26 protein-coding genes, 2 tRNA genes and 2 pseudogenes are annotated in these 24,997 nt (G+C 70.8%); 12 read left to right on the top strand and 18 right to left on the bottom strand.

Annotated elements, in window-relative coordinates:
* Positions 1-135 precede the first annotated feature (135 nt).
* Both ACFU53_RS11335 and ACFU53_RS11330 read left to right on the top strand, forming a co-directional pair.
* Entirely contained in the window at positions 136-2,589 is a 2,454-nt protein-coding gene (locus tag ACFU53_RS11335; RefSeq protein WP_383989192.1) for a ribonucleoside-diphosphate reductase subunit alpha, read from the top strand.
* Positions 2,589-3,599: a ribonucleotide-diphosphate reductase subunit beta gene (locus ACFU53_RS11330; protein ID WP_383989189.1), complete on the top strand. Its 1,011-nt coding sequence runs from the start codon at positions 2,589-2,591 to the stop codon at positions 3,597-3,599. The genes ACFU53_RS11335 and ACFU53_RS11330 overlap by 1 nt, the downstream gene beginning before the upstream one ends.
* 12 nt (positions 3,600-3,611) lie before the next feature.
* On the opposite strand, the pseudogene ACFU53_RS11325 reads toward ACFU53_RS11330, so the two are convergent.
* A pseudogene (locus ACFU53_RS11325) lies at positions 3,612-4,411 on the bottom strand (hypothetical protein).
* Positions 4,412-4,474: 63 nt separating this feature from the next.
* Positions 4,475-4,645, bottom strand: coding sequence for a hypothetical protein (locus ACFU53_RS11320; protein WP_383989186.1), 171 nt, complete (start codon positions 4,643-4,645; stop codon positions 4,475-4,477).
* A gap of 93 nt (positions 4,646-4,738) precedes the next feature.
* Between ACFU53_RS11320 and ACFU53_RS11315 the strand changes: the two genes are divergently transcribed.
* A complete protein-coding gene (locus ACFU53_RS11315) occupies positions 4,739-5,701 on the top strand; it encodes a GlxA family transcriptional regulator (RefSeq protein ID WP_383989183.1) in 963 nt (320 codons plus the stop codon).
* A 52-nt stretch (positions 5,702-5,753) separates the two neighbouring features.
* On the opposite strand, the gene def is transcribed toward ACFU53_RS11315, so the two are convergent.
* The 3 genes and pseudogenes from def to ACFU53_RS11300 all read right to left on the bottom strand — a co-directional run.
* Entirely contained in the window at positions 5,754-6,404 is a 651-nt protein-coding gene (gene def / locus ACFU53_RS11310) for a peptide deformylase (RefSeq protein ID WP_383989180.1), read from the bottom strand.
* A gap of 147 nt (positions 6,405-6,551) precedes the next feature.
* Positions 6,552-7,559 (bottom strand): tetratricopeptide repeat protein, encoded by a 1,008-nt coding sequence (locus tag ACFU53_RS11305; protein ID WP_383989177.1) that lies wholly within the window; start codon positions 7,557-7,559, stop codon positions 6,552-6,554.
* Between the two features lie 127 nt (positions 7,560-7,686).
* Positions 7,687-8,304 (bottom strand): annotated as a pseudogene (locus ACFU53_RS11300) (HD-GYP domain-containing protein); the annotation flags it as partial.
* Between ACFU53_RS11300 and ACFU53_RS11295 the strand changes: the two are divergent.
* On the top strand, positions 8,286-8,525 hold the full coding sequence (locus tag ACFU53_RS11295; RefSeq protein ID WP_383989305.1) for a hypothetical protein: 240 nt from the start codon (positions 8,286-8,288) through the stop codon (positions 8,523-8,525). The pseudogene ACFU53_RS11300 and the gene ACFU53_RS11295 overlap by 19 nt on opposite strands.
* An 80-nt stretch (positions 8,526-8,605) precedes the next feature.
* On the opposite strand, the gene ACFU53_RS11290 is transcribed toward ACFU53_RS11295, so the two are convergent.
* From ACFU53_RS11290 to ACFU53_RS11270, 5 genes are all read right to left on the bottom strand, one after another.
* Complete coding sequence (locus ACFU53_RS11290; protein WP_383989174.1) at positions 8,606-8,893, bottom strand: hypothetical protein; 288 nt, start codon at positions 8,891-8,893, stop codon at positions 8,606-8,608.
* 288 nt (positions 8,894-9,181) lie between these two features.
* On the bottom strand, positions 9,182-9,571 hold the full coding sequence (locus ACFU53_RS11285) for a roadblock/LC7 domain-containing protein (RefSeq protein ID WP_383989171.1): 390 nt from the start codon (positions 9,569-9,571) through the stop codon (positions 9,182-9,184).
* A gap of 217 nt (positions 9,572-9,788) precedes the next feature.
* Entirely contained in the window at positions 9,789-10,313 is a 525-nt protein-coding gene (locus ACFU53_RS11280; protein WP_383989169.1) for a hypothetical protein, read from the bottom strand.
* Positions 10,313-11,149, bottom strand: a complete 837-nt coding sequence (locus tag ACFU53_RS11275; RefSeq protein ID WP_383989166.1) for a hypothetical protein — start codon at positions 11,147-11,149, stop codon at positions 10,313-10,315. Before ACFU53_RS11275 ends, ACFU53_RS11280 begins: the two co-directional genes overlap by 1 nt.
* Positions 11,146-11,487 (bottom strand): hypothetical protein, encoded by a 342-nt coding sequence (locus ACFU53_RS11270; RefSeq protein ID WP_383989296.1) that lies wholly within the window; start codon positions 11,485-11,487, stop codon positions 11,146-11,148. The genes ACFU53_RS11275 and ACFU53_RS11270 overlap by 4 nt, the downstream gene beginning before the upstream one ends.
* A gap of 196 nt (positions 11,488-11,683) precedes the next feature.
* Here ACFU53_RS11270 and ACFU53_RS11265 point away from each other — a divergent pair, with 196 nt between their 5' ends.
* On the top strand, positions 11,684-12,049 hold the full coding sequence (locus tag ACFU53_RS11265) for a hypothetical protein (protein WP_383989163.1): 366 nt from the start codon (positions 11,684-11,686) through the stop codon (positions 12,047-12,049).
* 134 nt (positions 12,050-12,183) lie between these two features.
* Here ACFU53_RS11265 and rsrA read toward each other — a convergent pair whose 3' ends face one another.
* The 4 genes from rsrA to ACFU53_RS11245 all read right to left on the bottom strand — a co-directional run bounded on the left by rsrA (position 12,184) and on the right by ACFU53_RS11245 (position 14,893).
* Positions 12,184-12,495, bottom strand: coding sequence for a mycothiol system anti-sigma-R factor (gene rsrA / locus ACFU53_RS11260; RefSeq protein WP_383989160.1), 312 nt, complete (start codon positions 12,493-12,495; stop codon positions 12,184-12,186).
* Positions 12,492-13,163 carry an RNA polymerase sigma factor SigR gene (sigR, locus tag ACFU53_RS11255; protein ID WP_045559042.1) on the bottom strand — a complete coding sequence of 224 codons (672 nt, stop codon included), beginning with the start codon at positions 13,161-13,163 and terminating at the stop codon, positions 12,492-12,494. The genes rsrA and sigR overlap by 4 nt, the downstream gene beginning before the upstream one ends.
* A 268-nt stretch (positions 13,164-13,431) precedes the next feature.
* Positions 13,432-14,076, bottom strand: coding sequence for an alpha/beta family hydrolase (locus tag ACFU53_RS11250; RefSeq protein ID WP_383989157.1), 645 nt, complete (start codon positions 14,074-14,076; stop codon positions 13,432-13,434).
* A gap of 1 nt (position 14,077) precedes the next feature.
* On the bottom strand, positions 14,078-14,893 hold the full coding sequence (locus ACFU53_RS11245) for an SOS response-associated peptidase (protein WP_383989154.1): 816 nt from the start codon (positions 14,891-14,893) through the stop codon (positions 14,078-14,080).
* Between the two features lie 103 nt (positions 14,894-14,996).
* On the opposite strand from ACFU53_RS11245, the gene ACFU53_RS11240 reads away from it, so the two are divergent.
* The 4 genes from ACFU53_RS11240 to ACFU53_RS11225 all read left to right on the top strand — a co-directional run bounded on the left by ACFU53_RS11240 (position 14,997) and on the right by ACFU53_RS11225 (position 18,772).
* A complete protein-coding gene (locus ACFU53_RS11240; RefSeq protein ID WP_383989151.1) occupies positions 14,997-15,719 on the top strand; it encodes a M50 family metallopeptidase in 723 nt (240 codons plus the stop codon).
* Between the two features lie 238 nt (positions 15,720-15,957).
* Positions 15,958-17,289, top strand: a complete 1,332-nt coding sequence (gene aroA / locus ACFU53_RS11235; protein WP_383989148.1) for a 3-phosphoshikimate 1-carboxyvinyltransferase — start codon at positions 15,958-15,960, stop codon at positions 17,287-17,289.
* Between the two features lie 16 nt (positions 17,290-17,305).
* A complete protein-coding gene (gene rsgA / locus ACFU53_RS11230) occupies positions 17,306-18,319 on the top strand; it encodes a ribosome small subunit-dependent GTPase A (RefSeq protein ID WP_383989145.1) in 1,014 nt (337 codons plus the stop codon).
* A 129-nt stretch (positions 18,320-18,448) separates the two neighbouring features.
* Positions 18,449-18,772 (top strand): multidrug efflux SMR transporter, encoded by a 324-nt coding sequence (locus ACFU53_RS11225; RefSeq protein ID WP_200304996.1) that lies wholly within the window; start codon positions 18,449-18,451, stop codon positions 18,770-18,772.
* A gap of 37 nt (positions 18,773-18,809) precedes the next feature.
* Here ACFU53_RS11225 and ACFU53_RS11220 read toward each other — a convergent pair whose 3' ends face one another.
* Positions 18,810-19,436, bottom strand: coding sequence for a TetR/AcrR family transcriptional regulator (locus ACFU53_RS11220; RefSeq protein ID WP_383989293.1), 627 nt, complete (start codon positions 19,434-19,436; stop codon positions 18,810-18,812).
* A 560-nt stretch (positions 19,437-19,996) separates the two neighbouring features.
* Here ACFU53_RS11220 and hisN point away from each other — a divergent pair.
* The 3 genes from hisN to ACFU53_RS11205 all read left to right on the top strand — a co-directional run bounded on the left by hisN (position 19,997) and on the right by ACFU53_RS11205 (position 22,099).
* Positions 19,997-20,797 (top strand): histidinol-phosphatase, encoded by an 801-nt coding sequence (hisN, locus tag ACFU53_RS11215; protein ID WP_383989141.1) that lies wholly within the window; start codon positions 19,997-19,999, stop codon positions 20,795-20,797.
* 233 nt (positions 20,798-21,030) lie between these two features.
* Positions 21,031-21,423: a cyclic nucleotide-binding/CBS domain-containing protein gene (locus tag ACFU53_RS11210; protein ID WP_383989138.1), complete on the top strand. Its 393-nt coding sequence runs from the start codon at positions 21,031-21,033 to the stop codon at positions 21,421-21,423.
* Positions 21,424-21,682: 259 nt separating this feature from the next.
* On the top strand, positions 21,683-22,099 hold the full coding sequence (locus ACFU53_RS11205) for a Fur family transcriptional regulator (protein WP_383989135.1): 417 nt from the start codon (positions 21,683-21,685) through the stop codon (positions 22,097-22,099).
* A 139-nt stretch (positions 22,100-22,238) separates the two neighbouring features.
* On the opposite strand, the gene ACFU53_RS11200 is transcribed toward ACFU53_RS11205, so the two are convergent.
* From ACFU53_RS11200 to ACFU53_RS11190, 3 genes are all read right to left on the bottom strand, one after another.
* A tRNA-Met gene (locus ACFU53_RS11200) sits at positions 22,239-22,312 on the bottom strand.
* Positions 22,313-22,740: 428 nt separating this feature from the next.
* Positions 22,741-24,729 (bottom strand): sel1 repeat family protein, encoded by a 1,989-nt coding sequence (locus ACFU53_RS11195; protein WP_383989131.1) that lies wholly within the window; start codon positions 24,727-24,729, stop codon positions 22,741-22,743.
* A gap of 171 nt (positions 24,730-24,900) precedes the next feature.
* Positions 24,901-24,974 (bottom strand) — tRNA-Met (locus ACFU53_RS11190).
* Between the last annotated feature and the right edge of the window lie 23 nt (positions 24,975-24,997).

Here is a 24,997-nt window from a genome sequence, read left to right as displayed (position 1 = left end):
CGCGCCCGGCCGTCCGGTCCGGGTGCCTGACGTCCGGGCCTCGTGGAATGGGCCGGTGGACGCGACGCCCCCGTGCGCTCGTGTGCTGCTGCCCGCCCTCCGCAAGGCCCCTTGCCGAGCGAGGGAGAGCCCCACGTGACCATCGCGCCAGCCGACCCGGTTTCAGCCGACCCGGTTTCAGCCGACCTGGTTTCAGCCGACCTGGCTTCAGCCGAACCGGCGACGGAGACCGACGGTCCCGGTACCGCGTTGCTGCGGACCCTGACCGAGCTGACCGTCGACCTCCCCGACGCCGACCCCGGCCGAGTCGCCGCCGCCGCGTTGCGCGGCCGGTCCTCGCGTGCGGCCTCCTCCGAAATGGTCGCGGAGCTCCGCGAGCTGGCCACCGAGGCGGCCGCGGGGCTCATCTCCGAGGACCCCGCCTACTCGAAACTGGCCGCTCGTCTGCTGGCCATCGGCATCCGCGCCGAGGCCGCCTCGCAGGGTGTCACGACGTTCACCGAGTCCATCGCCGTGGGCCACCGGGAGGGCCTGGTCGCCGACCGCACCGCGGAGTTCACGCGCGTGCACGCCGCGCGTCTCGACGCCTTGGTCGACCCGGCCGGCGACGACCGCTTCGGCTACTTCGGCCTGCGCACCCTGCACAGCCGCTATCTGCTCCGGCACCCCCTCACCCGCCAGGTCATCGAGACGCCCCAGCACTTCATGCTGCGGGTGGCGAGCGGCCTCGCCGAGGACGACACTCCTCGCGCCGTCGACGAAGTCGCCGCGCTCTACGGGCTCATGAGCCGCCTCGACTACCTGCCCTCCTCCCCCACCCTCTTCAACTCCGGTACGCGACACCCCCAGATGTCGTCCTGCTACCTCCTCGACTCCCCGCTGGACGAGCTGGACTCCATCTACGACCGCTACCACCAGGTGGCCCGCCTCTCGAAGCACGCCGGCGGCATCGGTTTGTCGTACTCCCGTATCCGCTCGCGCGGTTCGCTGATCCGGGGCACCAACGGGCACTCCAACGGCATCGTGCCGTTTCTGAAGACGCTGGACGCCTCGGTCGCCGCCGTGAACCAGGGCGGTCGGCGCAAGGGCGCGGCCGCGGTCTACCTGGAGACCTGGCACTCCGACATCGAGGAGTTCCTGGAGCTGCGCGACAACACCGGTGAGGACGCCCGGCGTACGCACAACCTCAACCTGGCGCACTGGATCCCGGACGAGTTCATGCGCCGGGTGAACGCCGATGAGCGGTGGTCGCTGTTCTCCCCGGCCGACGTGCCCGAGCTGGTGGACCTGTGGGGCGAGGAGTTCGAGGCCGCGTACCGCAAGGCGGAGGCGAACGGCCTGGCGAAGAAGACCATCCCGGCCCGTGACCTGTACGGCCGCATGATGCGCACCCTGGCGCAGACCGGCAACGGCTGGATGACCTTCAAGGACGCGGCCAACCGCACGGCCAACCAGACGGCGGAGCCGGGCCATGTCGTCCACTCCTCCAACCTCTGCACGGAGATCCTGGAGGTCACGGACGACGGCGAGACGGCGGTCTGCAACCTGGGTTCGGTGAACCTGGGCGCGTTCGTCGACCGGGCGACGGGCGACATGGACTGGCAGCGACTGGACGAGACCGTCCGCACCGCCGTCACCTTCCTCGACCGCGTCGTCGACATCAACTTCTACCCGACCGAGCAAGCGGGCCGATCCAACGCCAAGTGGCGCCCGGTCGGCCTCGGCGCGATGGGCCTGCAGGACGTCTTCTTCCAACTGCGCCTGCCCTTCGACTCCCCCGAGGCGAAGGCACTGTCCACGCGGATCGCCGAGCGCATCATGCTCGCCGCGTACGAGGCGTCCGCCGACCTCGCCGAGCGCAACGGCCCGCTGCCGGCCTGGGAGAAGACCCGCACGGCCCGTGGTGTGCTGCACCCCGACCACTACGGCGTCGAGTCCACCTGGCCGAAGCGCTGGGCGGCCCTGCGTGAGCGCGTCGCGACGACGGGCATGCGCAACTCGCTGCTCCTCGCCATCGCGCCGACGGCCACCATCGCCTCGATCGCCGGTGTGTACGAGTGCATCGAGCCGCAGGTGTCCAACCTGTTCAAGCGCGAGACGCTGTCCGGTGAGTTCCTCCAGGTCAACTCGTATCTGGTGAAGGACCTGAAGGAGCTGGGCGTCTGGGACGCCCGCACCCGGGAGGCGCTGCGTGACTCAAGCGGCTCGGTACAGGACTTCGCGTGGATCCCGGCCGACGTACGGGCGCTGTACCGCACGGCCTGGGAGATCCCGCAGCGCGGCCTGATCGACATGGCAGCCGCCCGCACCCCGTATCTGGACCAGTCCCAGTCGCTGAACCTGTTCCTGGAGACACCGACCATCGGCAAGCTCTCCTCGATGTACGCGTACGCCTGGAAGTCGGGCCTGAAGACCACGTACTACCTGCGCTCCCGCCCGGCGACCCGCATCGCCCGCGCCGCCCAGGGCCAGGCCCAGGCGCAGACCCCGTCCCAGCCCGAGAAGACCATCCCCGTCCAGCAGGCGGCCGATCCGGATGCCGTCGCCTGCTCCCTGGAAAACCCCGAGTCCTGCGAGGCCTGCCAGTAATGCCCAGCAACCAGAATCTTCTCGACCCCGGCTTCGAGCTGACTCTCCGTCCCATGCGCTACCCGGACTTCTACGAGCGCTACCGGGACGCGATCAAGAACACCTGGACCGTCGAGGAGGTCGATCTCCACTCGGACGTCTCCGACCTGGCGAAGCTGTCCGAGGGCGAGCAGCACATGATCGGCCGGCTGGTCGCGTTCTTCGCGACGGGCGACTCGATCGTGGCGAACAACCTCGTGCTGACGCTCTACAAGCACATCAACTCCCCCGAGGCGCGGCTCTACCTGAGCCGTCAGCTCTTCGAGGAGGCTGTGCACGTCCAGTTCTACCTGACGCTCCTGGACACCTACCTCCCCGACCCGGAGGACCGGACGGCGGCCTTCGCGGCGGTGGAGAACATCCCCTCCATCCGCGAGAAGGCGGAGTTCTGCTTCAAGTGGATGGACTCGGTGGAGAAGCTGGACCGCCTTGAGTCCAAGGCGGACCGCCGCCGCTTCCTGCTCAACCTGATCTGCTTCGCCGCGTGCATCGAGGGCCTGTTCTTCTACGGCGCCTTCGCGTACGTCTACTGGTTCCGCAGCCGGGGCCTGCTGCACGGTCTGGCGACGGGCACCAACTGGGTGTTCCGCGACGAGACGATGCACATGTCCTTCGCCTTCGAGGTGGTGGACACCGTCCGCAAGGAGGAGCCGGAGCTCTTCGACGAGCGGCTCCAGCAGCAGGTCACGGACATGCTGAGGGAGGCCGTCGAGGCCGAGCTGCAGTTCGGCCGCGACCTGTGCGGTGACGGCCTGCCGGGCATGAACACCGAGTCGATGCGGCAGTACCTGGAGTGCGTGGCCGACCAGCGCCTCACACGCCTCGGCTTCGCGCCGGTCTACGGCTCCGAGAACCCGTTCTCCTTCATGGAGCTGCAGGGCGTCCAGGAGCTGACCAACTTCTTCGAGCGGCGTCCGTCCGCGTACCAGGTCGCGGTGGAGGGCACCGTCGACCTGGACGAGGACTTCTAGGCCGCGCCGAGGTCACTTGAGCGTGACCGCGTCCCCGGCCGACGTGACCCTCGCGGTCGTCGTCGTGCCGGGAAGTACCAGCGCCAGCTGCCCGCCGCCGTGGCGGTCACCTTGGCGCTGAGCTTCCCGGCGCTGCCCGTCTTCACCGTCTTGACGGTGGTGTAGCGGGCGGCGCCCTTCTTCTTGAACTGCAGCTGGACCGACTGCCCGGTGAACCCGGTGTACTTGAGGGTCTCCCAGTTGGCCCGGGTCAGCTTGCCGGTGACGGTGACCTTCGCGCCCTTGGCGACCTTCTCGGGCGTGACGACCGTGGTGAGGGTCGAGGCGCGCTTGACCTTGTACCGGGCGATGTTGTCGGAGATCCAGTAGTCGCCGTCGTTCGCCTTGGCGGTGGCGTTGACCTGCCAGACACCGGCGGCCTTGTTGCTGTCGGTGTCGCTGTAGCCGGGGATCCAGGCCGGGACGATCGACATCGTGGCCGTGCAGACCGATGTGGTTGACGACTTCTTCTTGCAGGTCGTGTCGGTCCAGTCGGCGGAGCCGCCGCCTTCGGCGCTGTACGCGTAGAAGGTGCTGGCGTGCGTGAGCCCCTTCACCCCCGAGTTGTCCTTGATTGTGATGGCAACCGGGAACCTGATGGTCTTCGACGTCCCGACGATGACGTTCTTGCCGCCGTTGACGACCGTCTTGGTGACGCGGACGTCTCCCCTGCCCTCCGCGCGGGCCCCCGTCGCCGCCAGCAGCACCAGGGCCGCCGCCCCGCCCGCCACGGCCAGGGTCCGGCCGTGTGCGGGGCGCGTTCTGTGTCTCATGATCCTCCCCTTGGGTCGAGGAGAGGCTACACAGGGGGTCGGCCGATGCGTACAGATATTCGATCAGGCGGCGCGGGCGATGCGGTGCGAGGCCCGCCGCTCCTCCGCCCGCCTGAGCTGCCGGTCGACGCGCCAGTCGTGCACGACGCCGACGATCGCGGGCAGCACGACCAGGGCGAGCAGTCCGATAACGGCCAGTGTTCCGATGAGTCCTTGCAGCTGTGTCGTTTCCATGGACACCACTGTCGCGCCGAACACTCCTTACAAACAGTGGCAGGACTGCCGCACCCCCTCGAATTCCTGCCACTTTCGAGGCAGACTGACACCATGCTGAAGAACGTGGCCACCGTCCTCATGGAGGGCGTGCATCCCTTCGAACTGGGTGTCGTCTGCGAGGTCTTCGGCCTCGACCGCAGCGACGAGGGTCTGCCGGTGTACGACTTCGCGGTCACGTCGGCGGAGGGCCCGACCCTGCGGACGCACGCCGGGTTCACGATCTCCACGCCGTACGGCCTGGACCGGCTCGAAGAGGCCGACCTGGTCGTCGTACCGGCGGGCGAGAGCTATGTGCGGCGGATCTACCCGGCCGAGCTGCTGGACGCGCTGCGCCGGGCCGCCGACCGGGGCGCCCGGGTGCTGAGCGTGTGCTCGGGGGTGTTCGTACTCGGCGCGGCAGGCCTGCTGGACGGGCGGCCGTGCGCGGTGCACTGGCGGCATGCCGAGGAGCTGGCCCGGCAGTATCCGCGGGCGGTGGTCGAACCGGACGTGCTGTACGTGGACGCGGACCCGGTGATCACCTCGGCGGGCACGGCGGCCGGCATCGACGCCTGTCTGCACATCGTCCGCAAGGAGCAGGGACCGGAGGTCGCCAACAAGATCGCCCGGCGGATGGTGGTACCGCCGCACCGCGACGGCGGCCAGGCGCAGTACATCGACCGACCGCTGCCCCGCTCGCAGTGCGACACGGTCGGCGAGGTGCTCGCGTGGATGGAGCAGCACCTCGACGAGGAGGTCACTGTCGAGCAGCTCGCCGCCCGCGCGCACATGTCACCGCGCACGTTCGCCCGCCGCTTCCAGCAGGAGACCGGGACCACGCCGTACCGCTGGATCCTGCGCCAACGGGTACTGCTGGCCCAGCGGTTGCTGGAGGCGACGGACGAGACGGTGGACGCGATCGCCTGGCGCACCGGCTTCGGCACCGCCGCCGCCCTGCGCCATCAGTTCGTACGGTCACTGGGCACGACTCCGCAGGCCTACCGCCGGACCTTCCGGGGCCCGCAGGTCGCCTGACAGCGGCCCCGGCACGGGCGAAGCCCCGTGCCTCAGCCGCCGTTCCCCGTTCTCAGTCGTTCGCGACCACGGGGTACCGGGGCTCGCTCTCGGCCATCTGCCGCAGCGCGTCCTTGCGGTCGCGCTTGGAGAGTCGGTCGATGTACAGGTAGCCGTACAGGTGGTCGGTCTCGTGCTGCAGACAACGCGCGAAGTAGCCGGTGCCACGCACCTTGATCGGGTTGCCCTTCTCGTCCTGCCCGGTGACCTCGGCGTAGTCGGGGCGGGCGAGCGGCATGTACGCGGTCGGCACCGACAGGCAGCCCTCGTTGCTGTCGTCCAACCGGCGCGTCTCGGCGGGCAGTTCGACCAGCTTGGGGTTGCAGATCACACCGGTGTGCCGCTTGCCCTCGTCGTCCGGGCAGTCGTACACGAACACCTTCAGATCGACGCCGACCTGATTCGCGGCCAGGCCCACGCCCTCCGCCGTGCGCTGGCTGGCGAACATGTCGTCCACCAGCTTCGCCAGTTCGTCGCCGAACTCCGTGACGTCCTTGCACTCCTTGTGCAGCACCGGGTTCCCGACCACGGTGATCGGCAGCGACGTGCCACGCTCCCGATACGCCTGCTCACGCTCCTCGCAGTCCTCCGTGTCGACGACGAACCCCTCGTCATCGACGGGGAGCACGCCCGCGTGCTGCTGATCGGTGTCCTGCTGGGCCATGACAGACGTACGCCTTCCTCAGAAAAACAGGGTGTGAAGCTGCTGATACAGGGTACGGGCACCGCCCCTGCAGGGGTGCGGGGCTGTGACACTCGCGGCTCCACCGCGCGGGCGCGACCAGCCACACAGCCCGCAGCCGAACGACCGCTAACAAACCTCTTCCAGATCCCGCCAATCCCTGGAATCAGGGCTGTCGGCGACCCACCCGTCCAACAACCCCCGAACCAACGAAGCCGGCGCGGCGATCCCGCACTCCCGCTCCGGCGCCCACAACTGCCCGTCCGTCACATGCCCCAGCGGCCCGGGATGTCCCGGCTCACTGTGATCGTGCGGATCGAGATGATCCCCGTCGCCCTCGTCCGAAGGCATCCGCGACTCCGAGCACAGCCGGCACAACAACCGCACCGACGACGACCAGTCCTCCGCCGCGAACCCGGCGTCCGCCGCGAGCCGCTCCAGCGCGTCCCGGTCCGCCTCGGTCGCGGCCTCCAGCAGCACCACCCACGTCGGCACCGGAGACGGCGCCCACAACTCGATCTCGTCGAACACCGGATACGCGTGCCCCACGGCCGTGGTCCGCTCCCCGTGCGGCACCCCGTCGTGCAGGACGACCTCACCCCAGCGCCGCCCGGACGACGGCAGCGGAATGGAGAGCACCTCGATCCGCGCGGGATCGAGCCGCCGCCCCCACACGACCTCGGCCTCGCCCTCCGGCGAGAGCCGTACGACCGCGCTGCCGAGGTCCATGCCCACCGGCTCCCCGGTGTCGCCGGGGCCGCTCCCCGGCTTCGACCGGGAGCCGCCTCCGGGCACTCGCAGCCCGTACGCCTGCCAGGCGCGGCGGGCCAGTGGCCAGTCCTGCAGAGCGGTCGCGGCGATGCCCACATTCCACCAGTCGGGCGCGCCGGTCTCGCGGTCGAGCAGCGCGACGGCCCTGAGACCGGCCGCCCGCGCCTGCTCCCAGTCATGCCGGAACTTGTGCAGCAGGGCGAGGTTGAACCAGGACTCGGACAGCCACGGCTCCAGGTCCGCGGCACGTGTCAGCAACGCGCCCGCGTCCTCGTACCGACCGTCGCCGATCAGCGTGAACGCACGATCGGTGGCCTGCCGCCAAGAGGCGGAGGGCCGATGCCGTCCCTTGCCGAAGATCCTCACGATTCCCGCCTGCCAGTTACGGTTCCCGCCTGCCAGTTCCATCGGAGTGGGCTGGCCGTCGCCCCCGGTACACCCTCTCCCTCGCATCCAACCACGACCGGATGTAAGGCCGCTCATTACCCATGGGTTACCCCACCGCGGGCAGGGTCAGACAGTCTCTCGACAGTACCCTCGCGAGCGATTCCACCACCTCCGGGTGATAGTCCCGGGCCGTCCCCAGCCGCAGTTCCTCCAGCGCCCTGAGCGGCCCTCCGGGCCCTGCTGCCCGGACCTTCTCCTCGTATGCGTTCACGACCCGCACGATCCGCGCGCCCACCGGCTGCTCACGGTACGGATCCGCCTGCCGCTCCACCACCACGGCGACCGCGGCGTCCACCCCGGTCTGCCGTACGACAGCGCCGCCCAACAGCGCGATCCGGCGCTGCTCGGTCACCGGGAGCCCGGCGGTGGCCCCGGCCGGCACGGGGTCGACGAGGCTCAGCCGGTCGATGTCGTGCATCAGTGCCGCGTACTCCAGCACGGTCAGCTCCGGCTCGCCGAGCCCCAGCTCCCGCCCCACCCCACGGCTGAGGACGGCCACGCGCCGGGCGTGCCCGGCCGGGGTGTACCCGGCGATCTCCGTGGCCCGGGCGAGCGAGGCGATGGTCTGCCGGTAGGTGGTCCGCACGGCCGCGTACCGCCGGAACGACTGCTGGGTGAGCAGGAGGGGGAGGGAGAAGACCGGCAGTGCCCACAGCCCCTCAAGCCGGCGAGCCCGTGCACGGTGACGGGCGCCGACGACCGCGGGAAGAGCCCCTTCCAGGCTCCCCGCACGGGCACCCGCTCGGCGAGCACCAGGATGCCGCCGTCGAGCAGGGTGAGCACCGCGCAGAACACCAGCGCCGCGGCCCCGGCGGGCAGCAGTGCGTACGGGAAGTCGGGGCCGGCGACCGCGTCCCGGCCGCCGAGCGCCCCGTGCGCGCGTGAGGCGGCCCACACCGCGAGGGCGGGCCGGCCGGCCCGCCGGATCCGCCGGAGCCCTCGCGGCCGCTGCTCGACCCGGGAGATCAGCGCCCCCGGCACGGCCACGAGCGCTGCGGCGGGCGGCGGGCGGCGGGCGGCGGCAGCAGAAAGGCCCCGGCGAGGAGGACCGGGAAGAAGGTGCCCACCCCCTTGGGAGCGCGGTGGCCCATGAAAGGGCACCGGGTGATCTGCTCGTACCCGGCGTACAGCGCGGCGAGCAGGACCACCGCCCACCACGGGACGTGGACGTCCGGCAACGGTGCGAGACAGGCCAGGGCGCCGAGCACGACACAGGCGACGTACACACGTGCCCATGTCGGCACCGGCCCCATGGCACCCTCCCGAGTTCAGGCTCCGGAGCCTGGGACGGGCCGGAACGGGAGGGGGCGGCTACGGGTGAATCCATGGGGCCACGATGGCCGGATTAACTCCTTCGAGTGAAGCAGCGAAGTGCCGTTCCTGTCACGACCGTTCCTGTGACGACCGTTCCTGTGACGACCGTTCCGAAAGCGGCCGCGGGCCGTTTCCCGGCGACGGACCGCACAACGGACCGCACAGGCGACGAACTCCGACGGCCGGCACCGCACCGGCGGTCGACGAAACCGTCGACACCCTTCGTTTCAGTGCGCCACGTCCGCGGCGAGCACCTTGTTGAGCTGCTCCACGGTCGCCAACGACTCGCGCTGGAAGGCGGCGAGGTCGAGGCCGTCGTCACCCATGACGGTCAGGAGGGTGCGCTCGCCGACGGCGACGACGATGACGTGCCCGGCGCCGCACCGGACGACGACCTCGCGGAGCGCGCCGACGCCGGACTGGTCTGCCATGCGTCGGCCGATGCCGAGCGTGGCGGCGGCGAGCGCGGCGACGGACTCGGGGTGGACCTTGTCGACGTCGGCGACGACGAGGAGTCCGTCCACGGTGGACAGGACGCTCTCGGCGACGCCCATCACCCGGTCACGCAGCGAGGCCAGGATGCCTGTCAGCGATTCGGTCGATGCGTGTGCGGTCATGGGCACGTGCTCCTTGGTCCAGACGTCTGCGGTGGGTGTGCGGTCGGAGCGGCAGGGTGTTGTGAAAAGTCCTGTGCGGTGCCCGCGGTGTCCGGTGCGCGGCCTCGGCGTGCCGGACGAAGGTCCTCGATGGGGGCACCTCCCGCTCGAGCGAAGCCGAGAGGGAGGAGAGCGTGCCGGGCGCCGCGGGTGCTGTGCGGGACTTTCACAACACCCCCTAGTCGGACAGGTGCCGGTCGGACTCGGGGAGAGCCCGCAGCCCGCGGCGGACGCGCCGCAGCATTTCGACGGAGGGTTGGTCGGCGCGCAGTTCCTCGGCCGACAGCAGGGACAGGGGCGGGAAGGGGGGCGGCACGGTCGGGATGTCCGAGGTGTCGCCCCCGGCGGGTGCGGGAACCGGTGCGGCGCCCCGTACGGGTAACGGCGGCGGTCCCGCGGCGGCGCCACCGGGTTCGGCGCGCGACGGCCGTTCTGCGGCAGCGACGCCGGACGGGGTGGACGGTGGCTGTTCGGCCGCCGTGCCACCCGGCTCGGTGGACGGCGGCTGTGCCGCGGTCGTGCCACCCGGCTCGGTGGACGGCGGCTGTGCCGCGGTCGTGGGGACAGGTGCGGTGGGCGGTGGGGTTTCGGCGGGCGGGACCGGGCGGTCGTCCGCGGCTGCTCTCGGGGCCGAACGCCGTCGGAGGCGGGCGGCCTTGCTGCGTATGCGGCGCTTGCGGGCCGGGTCTTTGTTGGGGCTCACTACCCGTCCTTCGCTCCGAGGTCTCCGGTGGGAGAGCCTCCACCGGGCCTGCGTCTGGGCAGGGGACCGGCTCTCGGTGGCGGTTCGTCGGATGCCGACTGCCCCTGTGGGTGCCGGGGCGCGGTGCTGGGCCGGGTGTCGGGCGCGGTCCTGGTCTCCCATCGGACGGCCTGGAGCGATTCCAGCCGGATGAGGTCCAGCATCACCGCATAGAGGCCGCGCCCCTGGGCGAAGGCCATGTCACGCGGAGTGCGGCGCCCGTTGACGCTCTCGACGAGGGCCCGGTGCCGTCGGGTCAGCCGCCCGTCGGATTCCGGGGTGCCGCGGCCGGTGACCGGTTCGGGCCGGACGCGGGCCAGTTCGCCCGCGGGGCCCCACAGTCCGGTCAGCAGCGCCATGCGGCGGGTGGTCTCCTCGGCCAGCGGCCGCGGCTCGACGCCGGGCCGGGCGAGGAGAGTGGGTTGCCGTTCGGTCAGCTCCCAGCCGCCGGGCGGGCTGAGCGACATCGCGAAGGCCCCGTCGAACACGGCCGCCGTGCAGACGACCTCCAGCTCGGCAGCGCCGATCAGTCCGGCGGCCGCCAGGTGTAAGTCGAGCCGGTCGGCGTCCGGTTCGGCCGCGCAGGCCGCCAGCCAGGCGTCGTCGTCGATCCGGCCCGAGGCGAGCAGCGTGGACGTCGCGGTCGGCGCGCCCGGTGTCTCGATCGCGCCGATCAGGCCGTCCCGCAGGTGAATCGTGCCACCAGGGGAGCCGGAGACCCGTACCGTGCCGGTGTAGCCCTCCTGATGCAGTGCCTGTAGAAGCGCGGGTACGTTGCGTGCCGAGGGAGTCTTCACGCCAGCACCTCTCGGGCCCGGTCGCCGAGACTGCGCAGCGCCAGAGCCACGTTCGCCCGGTCGCGGTCGAGACCGGCTGCCAGCAGCAGCGGGTCGCCGGCCGACCGGTCCACGGAGAGCAGCACCTGATGGCGTCTCCTGCTGGTCATGACCACGCTTTCCAACTCCCCCTCGGCCCCCGCCGCGCCGAGCCGCTCGGAGATGAGGGTGGCGAGATCCGAGCACTCCGCCCCCGTCCCCGCCTGGGCGACGTCGCCCGCCGCGGCGTAAGTGAGACCCGTGACCGCGTCGATCAGAGCGACGCCGGTGACGCCTGGAGAGTCGAGAAGCCGGTCCAGGGAGGCCTGGAGCGCAGGCTTCCTTTCCTCAAGTCCCCCCATTCGCCCTCCAAGTCCACGCGCCGCACAGTACTTTGAACGCCAACTTCCGTAACCCGCAGAAAAGTTGATGTTTGTGACCGGTGGGTCACTCGTGTTCGATCGTAGTTGGCCGGACAGTGACCGGTCAGCAGCACTGAGGAATTGGGGCAGCAATATGAACATCGAGACCGCGCTCAAGGAAGCCATGACCCTCGACGGTGCGATCGGTGTCGCGCTGGTCGACTACGAGAGCGGTATGTCGCTCGGCGCGCTCGGCGGCGGGCAGAACCTCGACCTGGAACTCGCGGCGGCCGGCAACACCGAGGTGGTGCGCTCCAAGATGCGCACGCTGGCCTCGCTGGACATGAACGACGTGATCGAGGACATCCTGATCACGCTGGGCCGGCAGTACCACCTGATCCGCCCGCTGAGCAGCAGCAAGGGGTCGCTCTTCCTCTACCTGGCGCTGGACCGCTCCCGCAGCAACCTGGCGCTGGCCCGGCACGGCCTGAAGCGCATCGAGAACGGCCTCGAGGTCTGAGCCCGTCCACCACCGGCTCAAGACCTGAGCCCGTTCCACGAACGGCCGGACGGCCGCTCCCGGGACGGGCTCAGGGATCAGGGCTGCAATGCGAACGGATGACCGTCAGGTCTCCCGCATGCGAACGAACCGGTTCAGGTCTCCTGCGGTGTGACCGGCGAGGCCGTCACATCATGCTCGGGCACAGTCTGTCCCGACCGGATCAGATCGATCCGGCCCATCACCTTGGCCCGTAGATCGGTGGGCACGTCGTCCTGCCCGCAGCATCGCTTGACCAGCTTCTTGACGGCCTGTTCGAGCCCGTACTTCTCCAGGCAGGGCGAGCACTCCTCGAAGTGGTGCTCGAACTTGGTGCAGTCGGCGTCGGGCATCTCCCGGTCGAGGAACTCGTAGAGATGATCGAGGATTTCGCTGCAATCCGTCTCATGCGGCTCTCCGCAGCTCATGAGCCCGAGCCTTTCGCTTCGTTCGACTCTCCGGCGCCGGCCGGGACAAGCCCGCGGTCACGGGCGTAGTCCTCGAGCATGCCGCGCAGTTGACGGCGGCCACGGTGCAGCCGGGACATCACCGTACCGATGGGTGTCCCCATGATGTCGGCGATCTCCTTGTACGCAAAGCCCTCGACATCGGCGAGATAGACGGCGATGCGGAACTCCTCGGGGATCGCCTGCAGCGCTGCCTTCACGTCCGAGTCGGGCAGGTGATCGAGCGCCTGCGACTCGGCGGAACGCAGTCCGGTCGACATGTGCGACTCGGCGCGCGCCAGCTGCCAGTCCTCGATCTCCTCGGCCGCGGAGCGCTGGGGTTCGCGCTGCTTCTTGCGGTACGAGTTGATGAAGGTGTTCGTGAGGATGCGGTACAGCCAGGCCTTCAGGTTGGTGCCCTCGCGGAACTGGTGGAAGGACGCGTACGCCTTCGCGTACGTCTCCTGCACCAGGTCCTCGGCGTCGGCCGGATTGCGCGTCATGCGCAGCGCGGCCGAGTACATCTGGTCGAGGAATTCCAGAGCGTCCCGCTCGAAACGGGCGCTGCGCTCCGCTGCGGTCTCGGTGCCCTCGGGCTGCTCCGCCTGGCCCCGTTCGGTCCCTGCGTCGGTCCCAGTGACCGGACCCACCTCCTCCAGCGTCTGGGCGATACCGAAACCGGTACCACCAGAATCGGAGGATAGACGACGATCCATGCCCGCCGCCGCCCGAACAGGGCCGCTCTTGGCCGCGTGCAGCACCGTCCAGTCCAGGTCGGCGCGGCTGCTGCGGCTCGGGCAGAAGGTCGAACCCATGCGGCGGACTTCCTCTCCTACGACGGTCAGCACGGTCTTTCGCGCTGTCTGATCCGCACAACAGAGGCCCACCGCTCAGCATTCCCGCCCGCCGCCCGGCCCGTCATCCGAGTGACGCGATCCACTCCACGACACCGTCGGTGATCACCGTCAGAGCCTCCTCCTGCCCGAGGGGCGCCCGCTTCGGCACGGCGAACCCGTGATCGCCGTAGGGCACCTCCACGAGCCCGTAGGAGCCCTCCGGGAACTCCGCCGGCCTCCCGAACGGATCGTTCCCGCCCTGGACGACGAGTGTGGGCACCCCGGCCCCGAGCAGTTCGTCGGCCCGGGACTTCTCCGGCTTGCCCGGCGGATGCAGCGGAAAACTCAGTGCCAGTACGGCCGCCGCGCCCAGCTCCGTCGCCGTACGACAGGCCACCCGGGCCCCGGCGCTCCGCCCACCCGCGAGCACCGGCAGCCCCGGCTTCGCCAGCGCGGGCCACAGACCCCGCCAGCCCACGTCCAGCGTCTTCGGCGCGGGCGCCAGCTTCTTCCCGGCCACCCGCCACGGCTGCTCCACCAGGGCGACGGTCACCCCGTGCGCCGGGAGCACGGCGGCGAGGGCCTGAAGATCACGTGACTCGATCCCACCACCCGCGCCATGACTGACGGCGAGGACCACTTTCGGCCTCTCGGCCTCGTACCAGGTGATGCGGGCCGTACCGGCCTCGGTGTCGATCTCTTCTCGCGCTGCCTCGATCTCGGTCACGTCAGAAGAGTGTGCCCTCCTCGGGCCCCTCCAGCTCCTTCAGCAGCTCCGGGCTGTTGTTGCGGACGTTGCTGACGGCCGTGGAGACGGGATAGGCGCGCATCAGCCCGGCGGGCGGCGGTTCGAGCAGCCCGCGCAGGTCGTCGAGGTCCGTGCGGGCCGGATCGAGCCAATCGTCCCAGCGGTCGGGCGTGAGCATCAGCGGCATCCGGGGGTGAATCTCGGCCAACGCGTGCGGGCCGTCCTCCGGGGCCACGGCCAGCAGGGTCGTCTCGGCCTCCGTCGTGATCACCGAGCAGGTCGCCCACCAGGCCTGCGGGTGGTCGTCCGGCAGCGTCTTGTCCCGCCAGAACTCGTACAGCCCGGCCATCGCGAAGACCGACCCGTCGGCCGGGAGCACGAAGTACGGCTGCTTGCGCGGCCGCTTCTTCTTCCCCTCGGCCTCCAGCTCCCGCTCCCCCTTGCCGGTGACCCACTCGAAGTAGCCGTCGGCGGGCAGGATGCAGCGCCGGGTGGCGAAGGCACGGCGGTACGACGGCTTCTCGTGCACGGTCTCCGCGCGGGCGTTGATCATCCGGGCGGCGCCCTCGGGGTTCTTGGACCAGGACGGGACCAGACCCCACTTCAGCTTCCGCAGCTGGCGAACCGGCGACTTGTCGTCGGCGTCCTTCAAAGGGCGGTCGAGAACCGCGTAGACCTCCTTGGTGGGAGCCACGTTGTAGTCGGGCTCCAGGGTCTCCTCCGGCTCCCACTTCTCGATCTCAAAGATTCCTGCGAGATCCTCGGGCCTACGACTCGACGCATACCGTCCGCACATAAGTGCCACACTGCCAGGCCCACCCGTCACCCGACCACCACCCCCGACGACGGCGCTCCGCGCCGGCCCGATCGATCGCGACCCCGAGGAGCCACCGCAGAACATGGAAAGCACCGCAGCCACCTCGCTGGCCTCCCTGTGGAACGAGGTCTTCGGCACCCAGCCCGACCCCGACCTCTGGGTCGTCATAGCCACCGCCGTCGCCGCGCTCGCGGCGATCGTCCCGCACGGCGTCTGGCGGCTCTCGCGCAACGCCATCACCATCGCGCACGAGGGCGGCCACGGACTGCTCGCCCTGCTCACCGGCCGCACCCTGACCGGCATCCGGCTGCACTCCGACACCAGCGGCCTCACCGTCAGCCGCGGCAAGCCCACCGGCCTCGGCATGATCCTCACCGCCGCCGCCGGCTACACCGCTCCCCCGCTACTCGGCCTCGGCGGCGCCGCCCTCCTCGGCTCCGGCCGCATCACCCTCCTCCTCTGGCTCGCCACGATCCTGCTGGTCGCCATGCTGGTCATGATCCGCAACGCCTACGGCGCCCTGACGGTCGTCCTCTCCGGCGGCACCTTCGTGATCGTCTCCTGGCTGGCGGGCCCCCAGGTCCAGGCCGCCTTCGCCTACGCGGTGGTCTGGTTCCTGCTGCTGGGGGGCGTACGCCCGGCGTTCGAACTCCAGGCGAAGCGCCGCCGGGGAGGGGCCGGCGACTCCGACGCGGACCAGTTGTCCCGCCTGACCCACGTACCGCCGACGGTATGGCTCCTGATGTTCCACGTGGTCTCGGTATGCGCGCTGCTGGGCGGCGGCCGCTGGCTCCTGAACCTGTGAAACTCTTTGACTCCGGAACTTTTCACCCCCGGTCGCGGTGCGCCCCACAAGGGGCGCGGGGCTATATCGATTTACGGCGCCGCCGCGTGGGCGCGACCGGCCACAACAAACCCGCGGCCGCCGACGTCGATCACGAGGCACCCCATCCCGCGACCAGCCCCGACGAACGCCGCACCCGACAAGCGACGCACGTCAACCGGCTGAACCCGACGGAGCGAACCCCCACTAAAGTGGGCCCATGGCCCTGAACGCACAGCCCGCCCTCTGGCCCGCCCCCCACGCGAGCGGAGCCGTCGACGCGACGGTCCACGTCCCGGGGTCCAAGTCGGTCACCAACCGCGCTCTCGTGCTCGCCGCCCTCGCGAGCGAGCCCGGCTGGCTGCGCCGCCCCCTCCGCTCCCGCGACACCCTCCTGATGGCGGCCGCGCTGCGCGCGATGGGCGTCGGCATCGAGGAGACCGTGTCGTCCAGCTCCTCCGTCGCTGGCGGCTCCGGCGAGGCCTGGCGCGTCCTGCCCACCGGACTGCACGGCCCGGCCACGGTGGATGTCGGCAACGCGGGCACGGTCATGCGCTTCCTCCCCCCGGTGGCCGCCCTCGCCGACGGCCCCATCCGCTTCGACGGCGACCCCCGGTCGTACGAGCGCCCCCTGAACGGCGTGATCGACGCCCTGCGCGTCCTCGGCGCCCGGATCGACGACGACGGCCGGGGCGCCCTCCCGCTGACGGTCCACGGCAGCGGAGCCCTGGACGGCGGCCCAGTGGCGATCGACGCGTCCTCGTCATCGCAGTTCGTCTCGGCGCTCCTGCTGTCCGCCCCGCGCTTCAACCAGGGCGTCGAAGTCCGTCACATCGGCTCGACGCTGCCCTCCATGCCGCACATCCGGATGACCGTCGACATGCTGCGCTCGGTCGGCGCGCAGGTGGACACCCCGGAGTCGGGCGGCGAGCCGAACGTCTGGCGGGTCACGCCGGGCGCCCTGCTCGGCCGCGACCTGACGATCGAGCCGGACCTGTCCAACGCCCAGCCGTTCCTGGCGGCGGCCCTGGTGACCGGCGGCAAGGTCGTCGTCCCCGACTGGCCCACGCGCACCACCCAGCCCGGTGACCAGCTCCGCGAGATCTTCACGGAGATGGGCGGCACCTGCGAACTGACCGAGTACGGCCTGGTGTTCACGGGTTCCGGTTCGATCCACGGCATCGACGTGGACCTGGGCGAGGTCGGCGAGCTGACCCCGGGCATCGCGGCGGTCGCAGCCCTCGCCGACTCCCCCTCGACCCTGCGCGGCGTCGCCCACCTCCGCCTCCACGAGACGGACCGCCTGGCCGCGCTCACCAAGGAGATCAACGAACTCGGCGGCGACGTCACCGAGACCGCCGACGGCCTCCACATCCGCCCGCGCCCCCTGCACGGCGGCGTCTTCCACACGTACGACGACCACCGCATGGCCACCGCCGCCGCGATCATCGGCCTCGCGGTGGAGGGTGTGCGGATCGAGAACGTGGCGACGACGGCCAAGACCCTGCCGGACTTCCCCGAACTGTGGGCCGGGATGCTCGGGAAGAACTGACGGGCGGACCGGGATCATGCGCCGTTACGGCAAGCACACCGACGAGGACGACATCCGCAGCCGCCCGAACCGCAAGGGCAACCGTCCCCGTACGCACATCCGCCCGAAGCACGAGGACGCCGCCGAGGGCATGGTCCTCACCGTCGACCGTGGCCGGCTGACCTGTCTCGTCGAGGGCCGGATCGTCCTCGCGATGAAGGCCCGCGAACTGGGCCGCAAGGCCGCGGTCGTCGGCGACACCGTCGCCCTCGTCGGCGACCTCTCCGGCAAGAAGGACACCCTCGCCCGGATCGTCCGCATCGCCGACCGTACGTCGGTGCTGCGCCGCACGGCCGACGACGACGACCCGTACGAGCGCGTCGTCGTCGCCAACGCCGACCAACTCGCCATCGTCACCGCTCTCGCCGACCCCGAACCCCGCCCCCGTCTGATCGACCGCTGCCTGGTGGCGGCGTACGACGCCGGCCTGGATCCCCTCCTCGTACTGACGAAGTCGGACCTGGCCTCGCCCGACAAACTCCTGGAGCTCTACGGCGACATCGACATCCCGTACGTCGTGACGAGCCGTGAGGAACTGGAGACGGGCGGTGCCGCCGACCGCATCCGCGAACACCTCGACCGCAAGGTCACGGCGTTCGTCGGCCACTCCGGCGTGGGCAAGACGACCTTGGTGAACGCACTCGTTCCCGAGGACCGCCGCCGCACGACGGGCCATGTGAACGCGGTGACGGGCCGCGGCCGGCACACCACGACCTCCGCGCTGGCCCTGCCCCTGGCGGACTCGGACGGCGGCTGGGTGGTGGACACCCCGGGCGTACGGTCGTTCGGGCTGGCCCACATCGACCCGTCCCGGGTCATCAACGCCTTCCCGGACCTGGTGCCGGGCACGGAGGGCTGCCCGCGTGCGTGCAGTCACGACGAGCAGGACTGCGCGCTGGATCAGTGGGTCGCGGACGGGCACGCGGACCCCGCCCGCCTTTACTCGCTGCGCAGGCTCCTCTCGACACGCGAACGACGGGAAGGCGACTGACCTCCGCGTTGTTTGCGCCCCCGTCCAGCCGGTAAGTGCATAATCACACCAAGTCGGACCCAGACCAGACGAGATCAGCCGAGAACAGACGAAGCGGTCACGGAACGTGGGGACACGGGAGGACGAGACATGGCGTGGCTGCTGGTTGTCGTGGCGGGACTGCTGGAGACCGGATTCGCCGTCTGTCTGAAGCTCTCGCACGGATTCACCAGGCTCTGGCCCACGGTCGCCTTCTGCGTTTTCGCGCTCGGCAGCTTCGGCCTGTTGACCCTCTCCCTGAAGAAGCTCGACGTCGGCCCCGCCTACGCCGTCTGGACGGGCATCGGCGCGGCCGGCACCGCGATCTACGGGATGATCTTCCTCGGCGACATCGTGTCGACTTTGAAGATCGTCTCGATCAGCCTGGTGATCGTGGGGGTCGTGGGCCTGCAACTGTCGGGTTCGGCGCAATAGTTCCCGACGGGGGCTGCAGCTGGTTGAGGTACGGGGGCTACAGCTGGTTGAGGTGCCGACTGAACTGGCGGGGCAGCGCGGTCCGCACGAGATCCGTGACTCCGCCCTCGCCCGGGGGTGCCGCCACACAGGACAGGGCGAGCCGCACGGCGAGTTCGCAGGAACGGGCCAGCTCCACCGTGTCCGACTTGGGGGTGCCGGGCGCGGACAGCACAGTGACGGCGCGCTCGCGCACCAGGGCCACGAAGTCGGCCGGCGCGGGCAACGGTCCGTCCGCGCGGCGCTGCGCGGGCACCGCGGAGGACGAGGGCACCGCCGAGAGCGTCGGCGAGGGCAGATGCTCGCTCCAGCAGCCGGTGAGCATGGCCCGGACGAGCGCGTTGTTCCGGGAGGCCGCCACGGTCCACTCGGCGGTCGCGGCCAGCCGGTCCCGGGTGTCCGCGGGGGTGGCCAGCGCCCGGTCGACGCCCGCCAGATAGCCGTCCGCTTCCCTCCGCACCAGGGCCCTGGCGAGCCCGTCCTTGCTGCCGAACTCGTTGTACAGCGTCTGACGTGACACTCCGGCCACCGCCGCCACGTCCACCATCCGCACGGCGGACCACGGCCGGCGCACCAGCGCCGTGTAAGCGGCGTCCAACAAGGATTCCCGCGCTGCAGGCATCATCGCCTCCCTAAAAGCGAGCGGGCGGCTCTGGCCCTCAGATTTGACGCGCATCGAGTCACTGTCAAGGGTTCGCGGCGGCCCCTGGGGGCGCACACCAGCCAACATGCGCGGCACACTCCAGCCCCACCCCAACGACGCCCAACCGCACCACGGAATGCCACGACAGCTACGCCGAGGCACACCGCCGACCACTGCGACAGCAGCACAGGGCAAACAACTTCGAGCACCTGGAGTCGCCCCCACCCGACAGCGACACCGAGTCGTGTGCCCACCACCACCGGGGACATGCGTGCCGCATCGACGGCGCCCACACACCAGCTCACTTGTCCGCACTGCGGGCAATCGTGCCGCTGGGGCGATAGGTGTACCTCCCGCTCGAGCGAAACCGAGAGTGGGGAGGGTGGAAGCAGGCGGCACCCCGTGAGCGCCGGGCTGCGCGACCTCCCCCGCCCAACCCCGCCCGCCGGGCGCCCGACCGCCGCCGCCCCGATCCCCGCGCCCCCAGCCGACCCCCGGCCCCCTGTAGCCCCGTACCGACCTCGACAGATACCGTTCGCCACATGGCCGAATACCTCGACGACCTCCGCTTCGCCCACGTCCTCGCGGACGCCGCCGACGCGACCACCATGGCCCGCTTCAAGGCCCTCGACCTGAAGGTCGAGACGAAGCCGGACATGACGCCGGTCAGCGAGGCCGACAAGGCCACCGAGGAACTCATCCGAGGCCAACTCCAGCGCGCCCGCCCCCGAGACGCGATCCTCGGTGAGGAGTTCGGCCTCGAGGGCACCGGCCCCCGCCGCTGGGTCGTCGACCCGATCGACGGCACCAAGAACTACGTCCGCGGCGTCCCCGTCTGGGCCACCCTGATCTCCCTGATGGAGGCGGCCGAGGGCGGCTACCAGCCCGTCGTCGGCGTCGTCTCCGCTCCCGCCCTGGGCCGCCGCTGGTGGGCCGCGAAGGGCCACGGCGCCTTCACCGGCCGCAGCCTCAGCTCGGCCTCCCGCCTGCACGTCTCCCGCGTTGCCGAGCTGTCGGACGCCTCCTTCGCGTACTCCTCCCTCAGCGGCTGGGAGGAGCGCGGCCACCTCAACGGATTCCTGGACCTGACCCGCGAGGTGTGGCGCACGCGCGCGTACGGCGACTTCTGGCCGTACATGCTGGTCGCCGAGGGCGCGGTGGACATCTGCGCCGAACCCGAGCTCTCCCTCTGGGACATGGCCGCCAACGCGATCATCGTCACCGAGTCGGGCGGCAGCTTCACCGGACTCGACGGCCGCCCCGGCCCGCACAGCGGCAACGCGGCCGCCTCGAACGGCCTGCTCCACGACGAGCTACTGGGATACCTGAACCAACGCTACTGACCGGTCCCGTTGACTCCTGCCGTCTCCCACCGTCTCCCACCGATAGGTACGGGGCCCCGGAGTGATCCCTGGGCGCCCCGAACTGACCACGCACGCCCCCTTGTTGACCTCTGCTTTACCTGCCACATTGAGAGTCCCCCCACTTGTGAACTTGTGCAGCGCTCAATAGGCGTCTCCGGCGCCGGGGCCTGAACTGTCTGTCACCGGGGTCCTCCAGGAGGTGGCTGAACTCCATGCTCGTCCGCGACGCCATGAGCACACTGGTCCTCACCATCGGCCCCGATCACACTCTCCGCCAAGCCGCCGCCCTGATGTCGGCACGCCGGATCGGCGCGGCCGTGGTCCTCGACCCGGACGCCGGCGGACTCGGCATCCTGACCGAACGCGATGTTCTCAACTCCGTCGGCCTGGGCCAGAGCCCCGACACCGAGCGGGCCCACGCCCACACCACCACCGACGTCGTGTTCGCGGCGCCGTCCTGGACCCTGGAGGAAGCGGCCCGCGCCATGACCCACGGCGGTTTCCGCCACCTGATCGTCCTCGACCAGGGAGCCCCCATCGGCATCGTCTCCGTCCGCGACATCATCCGCTGCTGGACCCCGGCCCGACAGCCCGCGCCGGCATAGACGGCCCCGGACCCACGGACGGCCCCGGACCACAGACACACGAACGGGCCGGGAACCTCGAACGAGATCCCGGCCCGTCCCCAACGACAAGCGGTCCAACCCCGGTCAGCCGCACAGGGCCTGGACGGCGGCCTCCAGGCGCTTGCCGAAGCCTCTACCGATCGAACCAGATCTCACATTAGATAAAATCCAATGCAAGTCAAGCTCCAAAATAACACCTGTTCGGGATCTGTTCCCCCTTGCTGTTACGCTGACCGGTATGAGTGACCTTCTGGAGCGGCTGCGCGGACGCGGATGGCGTATGACCGCGCAGCGGCGCGTCGTGGCGGAGGTCCTCGACGGCGAACACGTCCATCTGACGGCCGACGAGGTGCACGTGCGCGCTGTGGCCAAGCTGCCCGAGATCTCCCGGGCGACCGTCTACAACACCCTGGGTGAGCTGGTCTCCCTCGGCGAGGTGCTCGAGGTCGCCACGGACAAGCGCGCCAAGCGGTACGACCCCAACGCGCACCGCCCGCACCACCACCTGGTCTGCGCCCAGTGCGGCACGATCCGCGACGTCCACCCCAACGGCAACCCCCTCGCCGACCTCCCCGCCTCCGAGCGTTTCGGCTTCACCGTCTCGGACGTAGAGGTCACCTACCGAGGCGTCTGCCCGACCTGCACGACGGCATAGCCCCACCGACACACGACAAAGCCCCCGGCGCCAGACAGAACCGCCGGGGGCTTCTCGCTGCCCCGCTCTTTTCCACCAACCGATACGGCAATACACCGAGGGCCCGGAACCTGATCGGTTCCGGGCCCTCGGCCTTCAGTAGCGGGGACAGGATTTGAACCTGCGACCTCTGGGTTATGAGCCCAGCGAGCTACCGAGCTGCTCCACCCCGCGGCGATGAACAGAACACTACGTCACCACGACCGACCAGCGCAAATCCCTTAAGAGCCGCCCCCGCCGCAGCACAGCCGCAGCACAGCCGCAGCACAGCCGCAGTACAGCCGCAGTACAGCCGCAGTACAGCCGCAGTACAGCCACAGACCCACAGGCAGCCACAGGGAGAGGCCCGCCCGCCGTAGCGGGCAACTGTGCCGCCGGGACAGCGCCCACCCAGCGGCGGCAGGGCACGTCCACCTGCCATAGCCGCGGGCAGTCGTGCCGCTGGGGCGATGGGGGTACCTCCCGCTCGAGCAAACCGGGAGTGGGGAGAGTGGGCCCAGCGGCACCCGGCGAGCGCCGGTAAGCGAAACCCGCCCGCGCCCACCCCCAGCACCGGGCACCCTTACAGCCCCGGGCCCGGCGCAACCCCGCCCCACGAACCCCTACGCCGACAACTCGTCCCGCAACGCATCCCGCAACCGCGCCGCCCGCTCCGCAACCTCCGCCGGCCCGAGGGCAACGGCCCGATCGGCCCACCGCTTCCCCTCCACCAGCTCCCCCCGACGCGCGTAGACGAGCGCGAGCCGCAAGGCCGCCCGCCCATGTCCCGCATCGGCGGCCCGAGCCCACCACAACGCGGCCTCCGGCTCACTACCCTCCCGAGCCAGCAGCAGCCCGAGATTGAACGCCCCGTTCCGCGACCCGGACTCCGCAGCGACCCGGTACCACCGAGCCGCCTCCACCACGTCCCCCCGCCCCGCGGCCAGCATCCCGACCCGCACCTGCGCCCGCCGATGCCCCTGCGACGCGGCCCTCTCGTACCACTCCTCGCACTCGTTCTTCTCCCGCCCCGGCTCCCCCAGCTCGTGCGAGGGCGCGGGCGGCCGGCGCGCGTCGAGCACGGCGGCCAGCCGGTACGCGGCCTCCGCGCTGCCCCCACCCGCGGCACATCGCAGATGCCGCTCGGCAGCCCGCTCGTCGCCGTCCCGCAGCCGCGCGATGGCGACCTGGAGCGCCGCCTCGGTGTGCCCGGCGGCGGCCGCCCGCTCGTACCAGACGAGTGCCGTCACATCGTCGCCCCGCCCGGCGAACAGGATGCCCAGATTGAAGGCGGCGTCCACGCTGCCGGCCTCCGCGGCCTTCGAGAACCACGGCTCGGCCCCGGACGCGTCACCGACCTGGAGCAGCAGGATGGCCAGGGCGTTCGCCGCCTCCCGGTGCCCGGCGTACGCGGCACGCCGGTACCACTGCTCGGCCTGCGCGGTCCTCCCCTGCTCGGCACAGAGCAGCCCGAGGTTGTACGCGCCGTTGACGTCACCGGCGTCCATCGCGGCCCGGTACCACCGCTCGGCGGTCTGCGTCTCACCGCGCTCGGCGTGCAGCGCGCCCAGCGCGTTCGCCGCGTTGCCGTTGCCGTCCTGGGCGGCCCGCAGCCACCACACGGCCGCGCTCTCGGTGTCGCCCGCGTCCCGCAGCAGAAACCCGAGCGCGCACGCGGCGCGCGGCTCGCCGTCCTTGGCGGAGGTCAGATACCAGCGCCCGGCCTCCTTGAGCTCCCCGCGCCGCTCCAGGATCGCCCCGAGGTGCAGCGCGGCCCGCCGGTGCCCGCGCGCGGCGGCCTGGCGGTACCACTGCTCGGCCTCCTCGGCGGCGGCTCCCCCGACACCGTTGTCGGCGCCGGGCTCCCCCGCGCGCACTGCGGCGGCACGGGGTTCGCGTACGACGGGACGGCCCCCACGGGCGGCCTCACGGCTCGCGCTTCCGATCTCGAACGCCGCGCGCGCGACTCTGCGCCCCTCGCGCACGGCCGCGCGCTCCTCCTGCTCGGCGAGGTGGTCGAGCGCCCGCGCGAGCCGGTACGCGGCCTCGCGGTGCCCACGTTCGGCGGCGACCCGCATCCACCGCTCGGCGGCGGCGTCGCTGCGGTGCTCCAGCAGGTCGGCGAGGGCGTACGCGCCCAGCGCGTGCCCCTGCTCGGCGGCCTGGCGCAGCCAGTACTCGGCGGCCGGTTCGTCGCCGCGCTCACGGTGGTGCCGACCGAGCGCGTGCGCGGCGGCGGCGGAACCGGCGACGGCCGCGATCCGCCACCAGCTGGCGGCCTCGTCGGCGTACCCGCGCTGGTGCAGCAGGACACCCAGGTTGTTGGCGGCCGCGCGGTCCCCGGCGGCGGTGGCGCCCCGCAGATAGGGCTCGGCTCCGTCGAGGTCGCTGCGGCGCAGCAGCATGGCTCCGAGGACGCTCATCGCCTCGGCGTCACCGGCTTCGGCTGCGAGCCGCTGACGCGCCTCCTCTACGGCGTCCCCCGTCTCGTCCTCGTCCGCCGCCCGCACGGACTCGGCCGGCGAACCGGACTCGGCGGGCATCACAAAGTCGGCAGGCTGCGCAAACCGCCCTGTCTCCAACAGAGTTGCCTTGTCCCCCATAACGTCCATCGTCGCACCACCTGCAACCTGGATACACCTGGTATACCGCAGCCATTGAGGTCACTACAGCGTTTTGTCGACTTGCCCACAGAGCGACAAGTCAAACACAGATTTCCCAACCTCCCCCGGCAACACGTCGAAGGCCCGGATCCTTTAGAGGATCCGGGCCTTCAACTTCAGTAGCGGGGACAGGATTTGAACCTGCGACCTCTGGGTTATGAGCCCAGCGAGTTAATGTTATTCTCCACCCCGCGCCGTTTTGTTTGAACCGTTCGAG

Source organism: Streptomyces sp. NPDC057474 (assembly GCF_042802555.1).
Taxonomy (GTDB): Bacteria; Actinomycetota; Actinomycetes; order Streptomycetales; family Streptomycetaceae; genus Streptomyces.
This window is presented reverse-complemented; position numbering and strand designations above follow the sequence as displayed.

Bases quoted from the DNA above. Each gene is read 5' to 3' on its own strand.
- ACFU53_RS11330 (WP_383989189.1), top strand. From the start codon at position 2,589: ATGCCCAGCAACCAGAATCTTCTCGACCCCGGCTTCGAGCTGACTCTC.
- ACFU53_RS11320 (WP_383989186.1), bottom strand. From the start codon at position 4,645: ATGGAAACGACACAGCTGCAAGGACTCATCGGAACACTGGCCGTTATC.
- ACFU53_RS11315 (WP_383989183.1), top strand. From the start codon at position 4,739: ATGCTGAAGAACGTGGCCACCGTCCTCATGGAGGGCGTGCATCCCTTC.
- def (WP_383989180.1), bottom strand. From the start codon at position 6,404: ATGGCCCAGCAGGACACCGATCAGCAGCACGCGGGCGTGCTCCCCGTC.
- ACFU53_RS11290 (WP_383989174.1), bottom strand. From the start codon at position 8,893: ATGGGGCCGGTGCCGACATGGGCACGTGTGTACGTCGCCTGTGTCGTG.
- ACFU53_RS11285 (WP_383989171.1), bottom strand. From the start codon at position 9,571: ATGACCGCACACGCATCGACCGAATCGCTGACAGGCATCCTGGCCTCG.
- ACFU53_RS11265 (WP_383989163.1), top strand. From the start codon at position 11,684: ATGAACATCGAGACCGCGCTCAAGGAAGCCATGACCCTCGACGGTGCG.
- rsrA (WP_383989160.1), bottom strand. From the start codon at position 12,495: ATGAGCTGCGGAGAGCCGCATGAGACGGATTGCAGCGAAATCCTCGAT.
- ACFU53_RS11245 (WP_383989154.1), bottom strand. From the start codon at position 14,893: ATGTGCGGACGGTATGCGTCGAGTCGTAGGCCCGAGGATCTCGCAGGA.
- ACFU53_RS11240 (WP_383989151.1), top strand. From the start codon at position 14,997: ATGGAAAGCACCGCAGCCACCTCGCTGGCCTCCCTGTGGAACGAGGTC.
- aroA (WP_383989148.1), top strand. From the start codon at position 15,958: ATGGCCCTGAACGCACAGCCCGCCCTCTGGCCCGCCCCCCACGCGAGC.
- rsgA (WP_383989145.1), top strand. From the start codon at position 17,306: ATGCGCCGTTACGGCAAGCACACCGACGAGGACGACATCCGCAGCCGC.
- ACFU53_RS11225 (WP_200304996.1), top strand. From the start codon at position 18,449: ATGGCGTGGCTGCTGGTTGTCGTGGCGGGACTGCTGGAGACCGGATTC.
- ACFU53_RS11220 (WP_383989293.1), bottom strand. From the start codon at position 19,436: ATGATGCCTGCAGCGCGGGAATCCTTGTTGGACGCCGCTTACACGGCG.
- hisN (WP_383989141.1), top strand. From the start codon at position 19,997: ATGGCCGAATACCTCGACGACCTCCGCTTCGCCCACGTCCTCGCGGAC.
- ACFU53_RS11210 (WP_383989138.1), top strand. From the start codon at position 21,031: ATGCTCGTCCGCGACGCCATGAGCACACTGGTCCTCACCATCGGCCCC.
- ACFU53_RS11205 (WP_383989135.1), top strand. From the start codon at position 21,683: ATGAGTGACCTTCTGGAGCGGCTGCGCGGACGCGGATGGCGTATGACC.
- ACFU53_RS11195 (WP_383989131.1), bottom strand. From the start codon at position 24,729: ATGGACGTTATGGGGGACAAGGCAACTCTGTTGGAGACAGGGCGGTTT.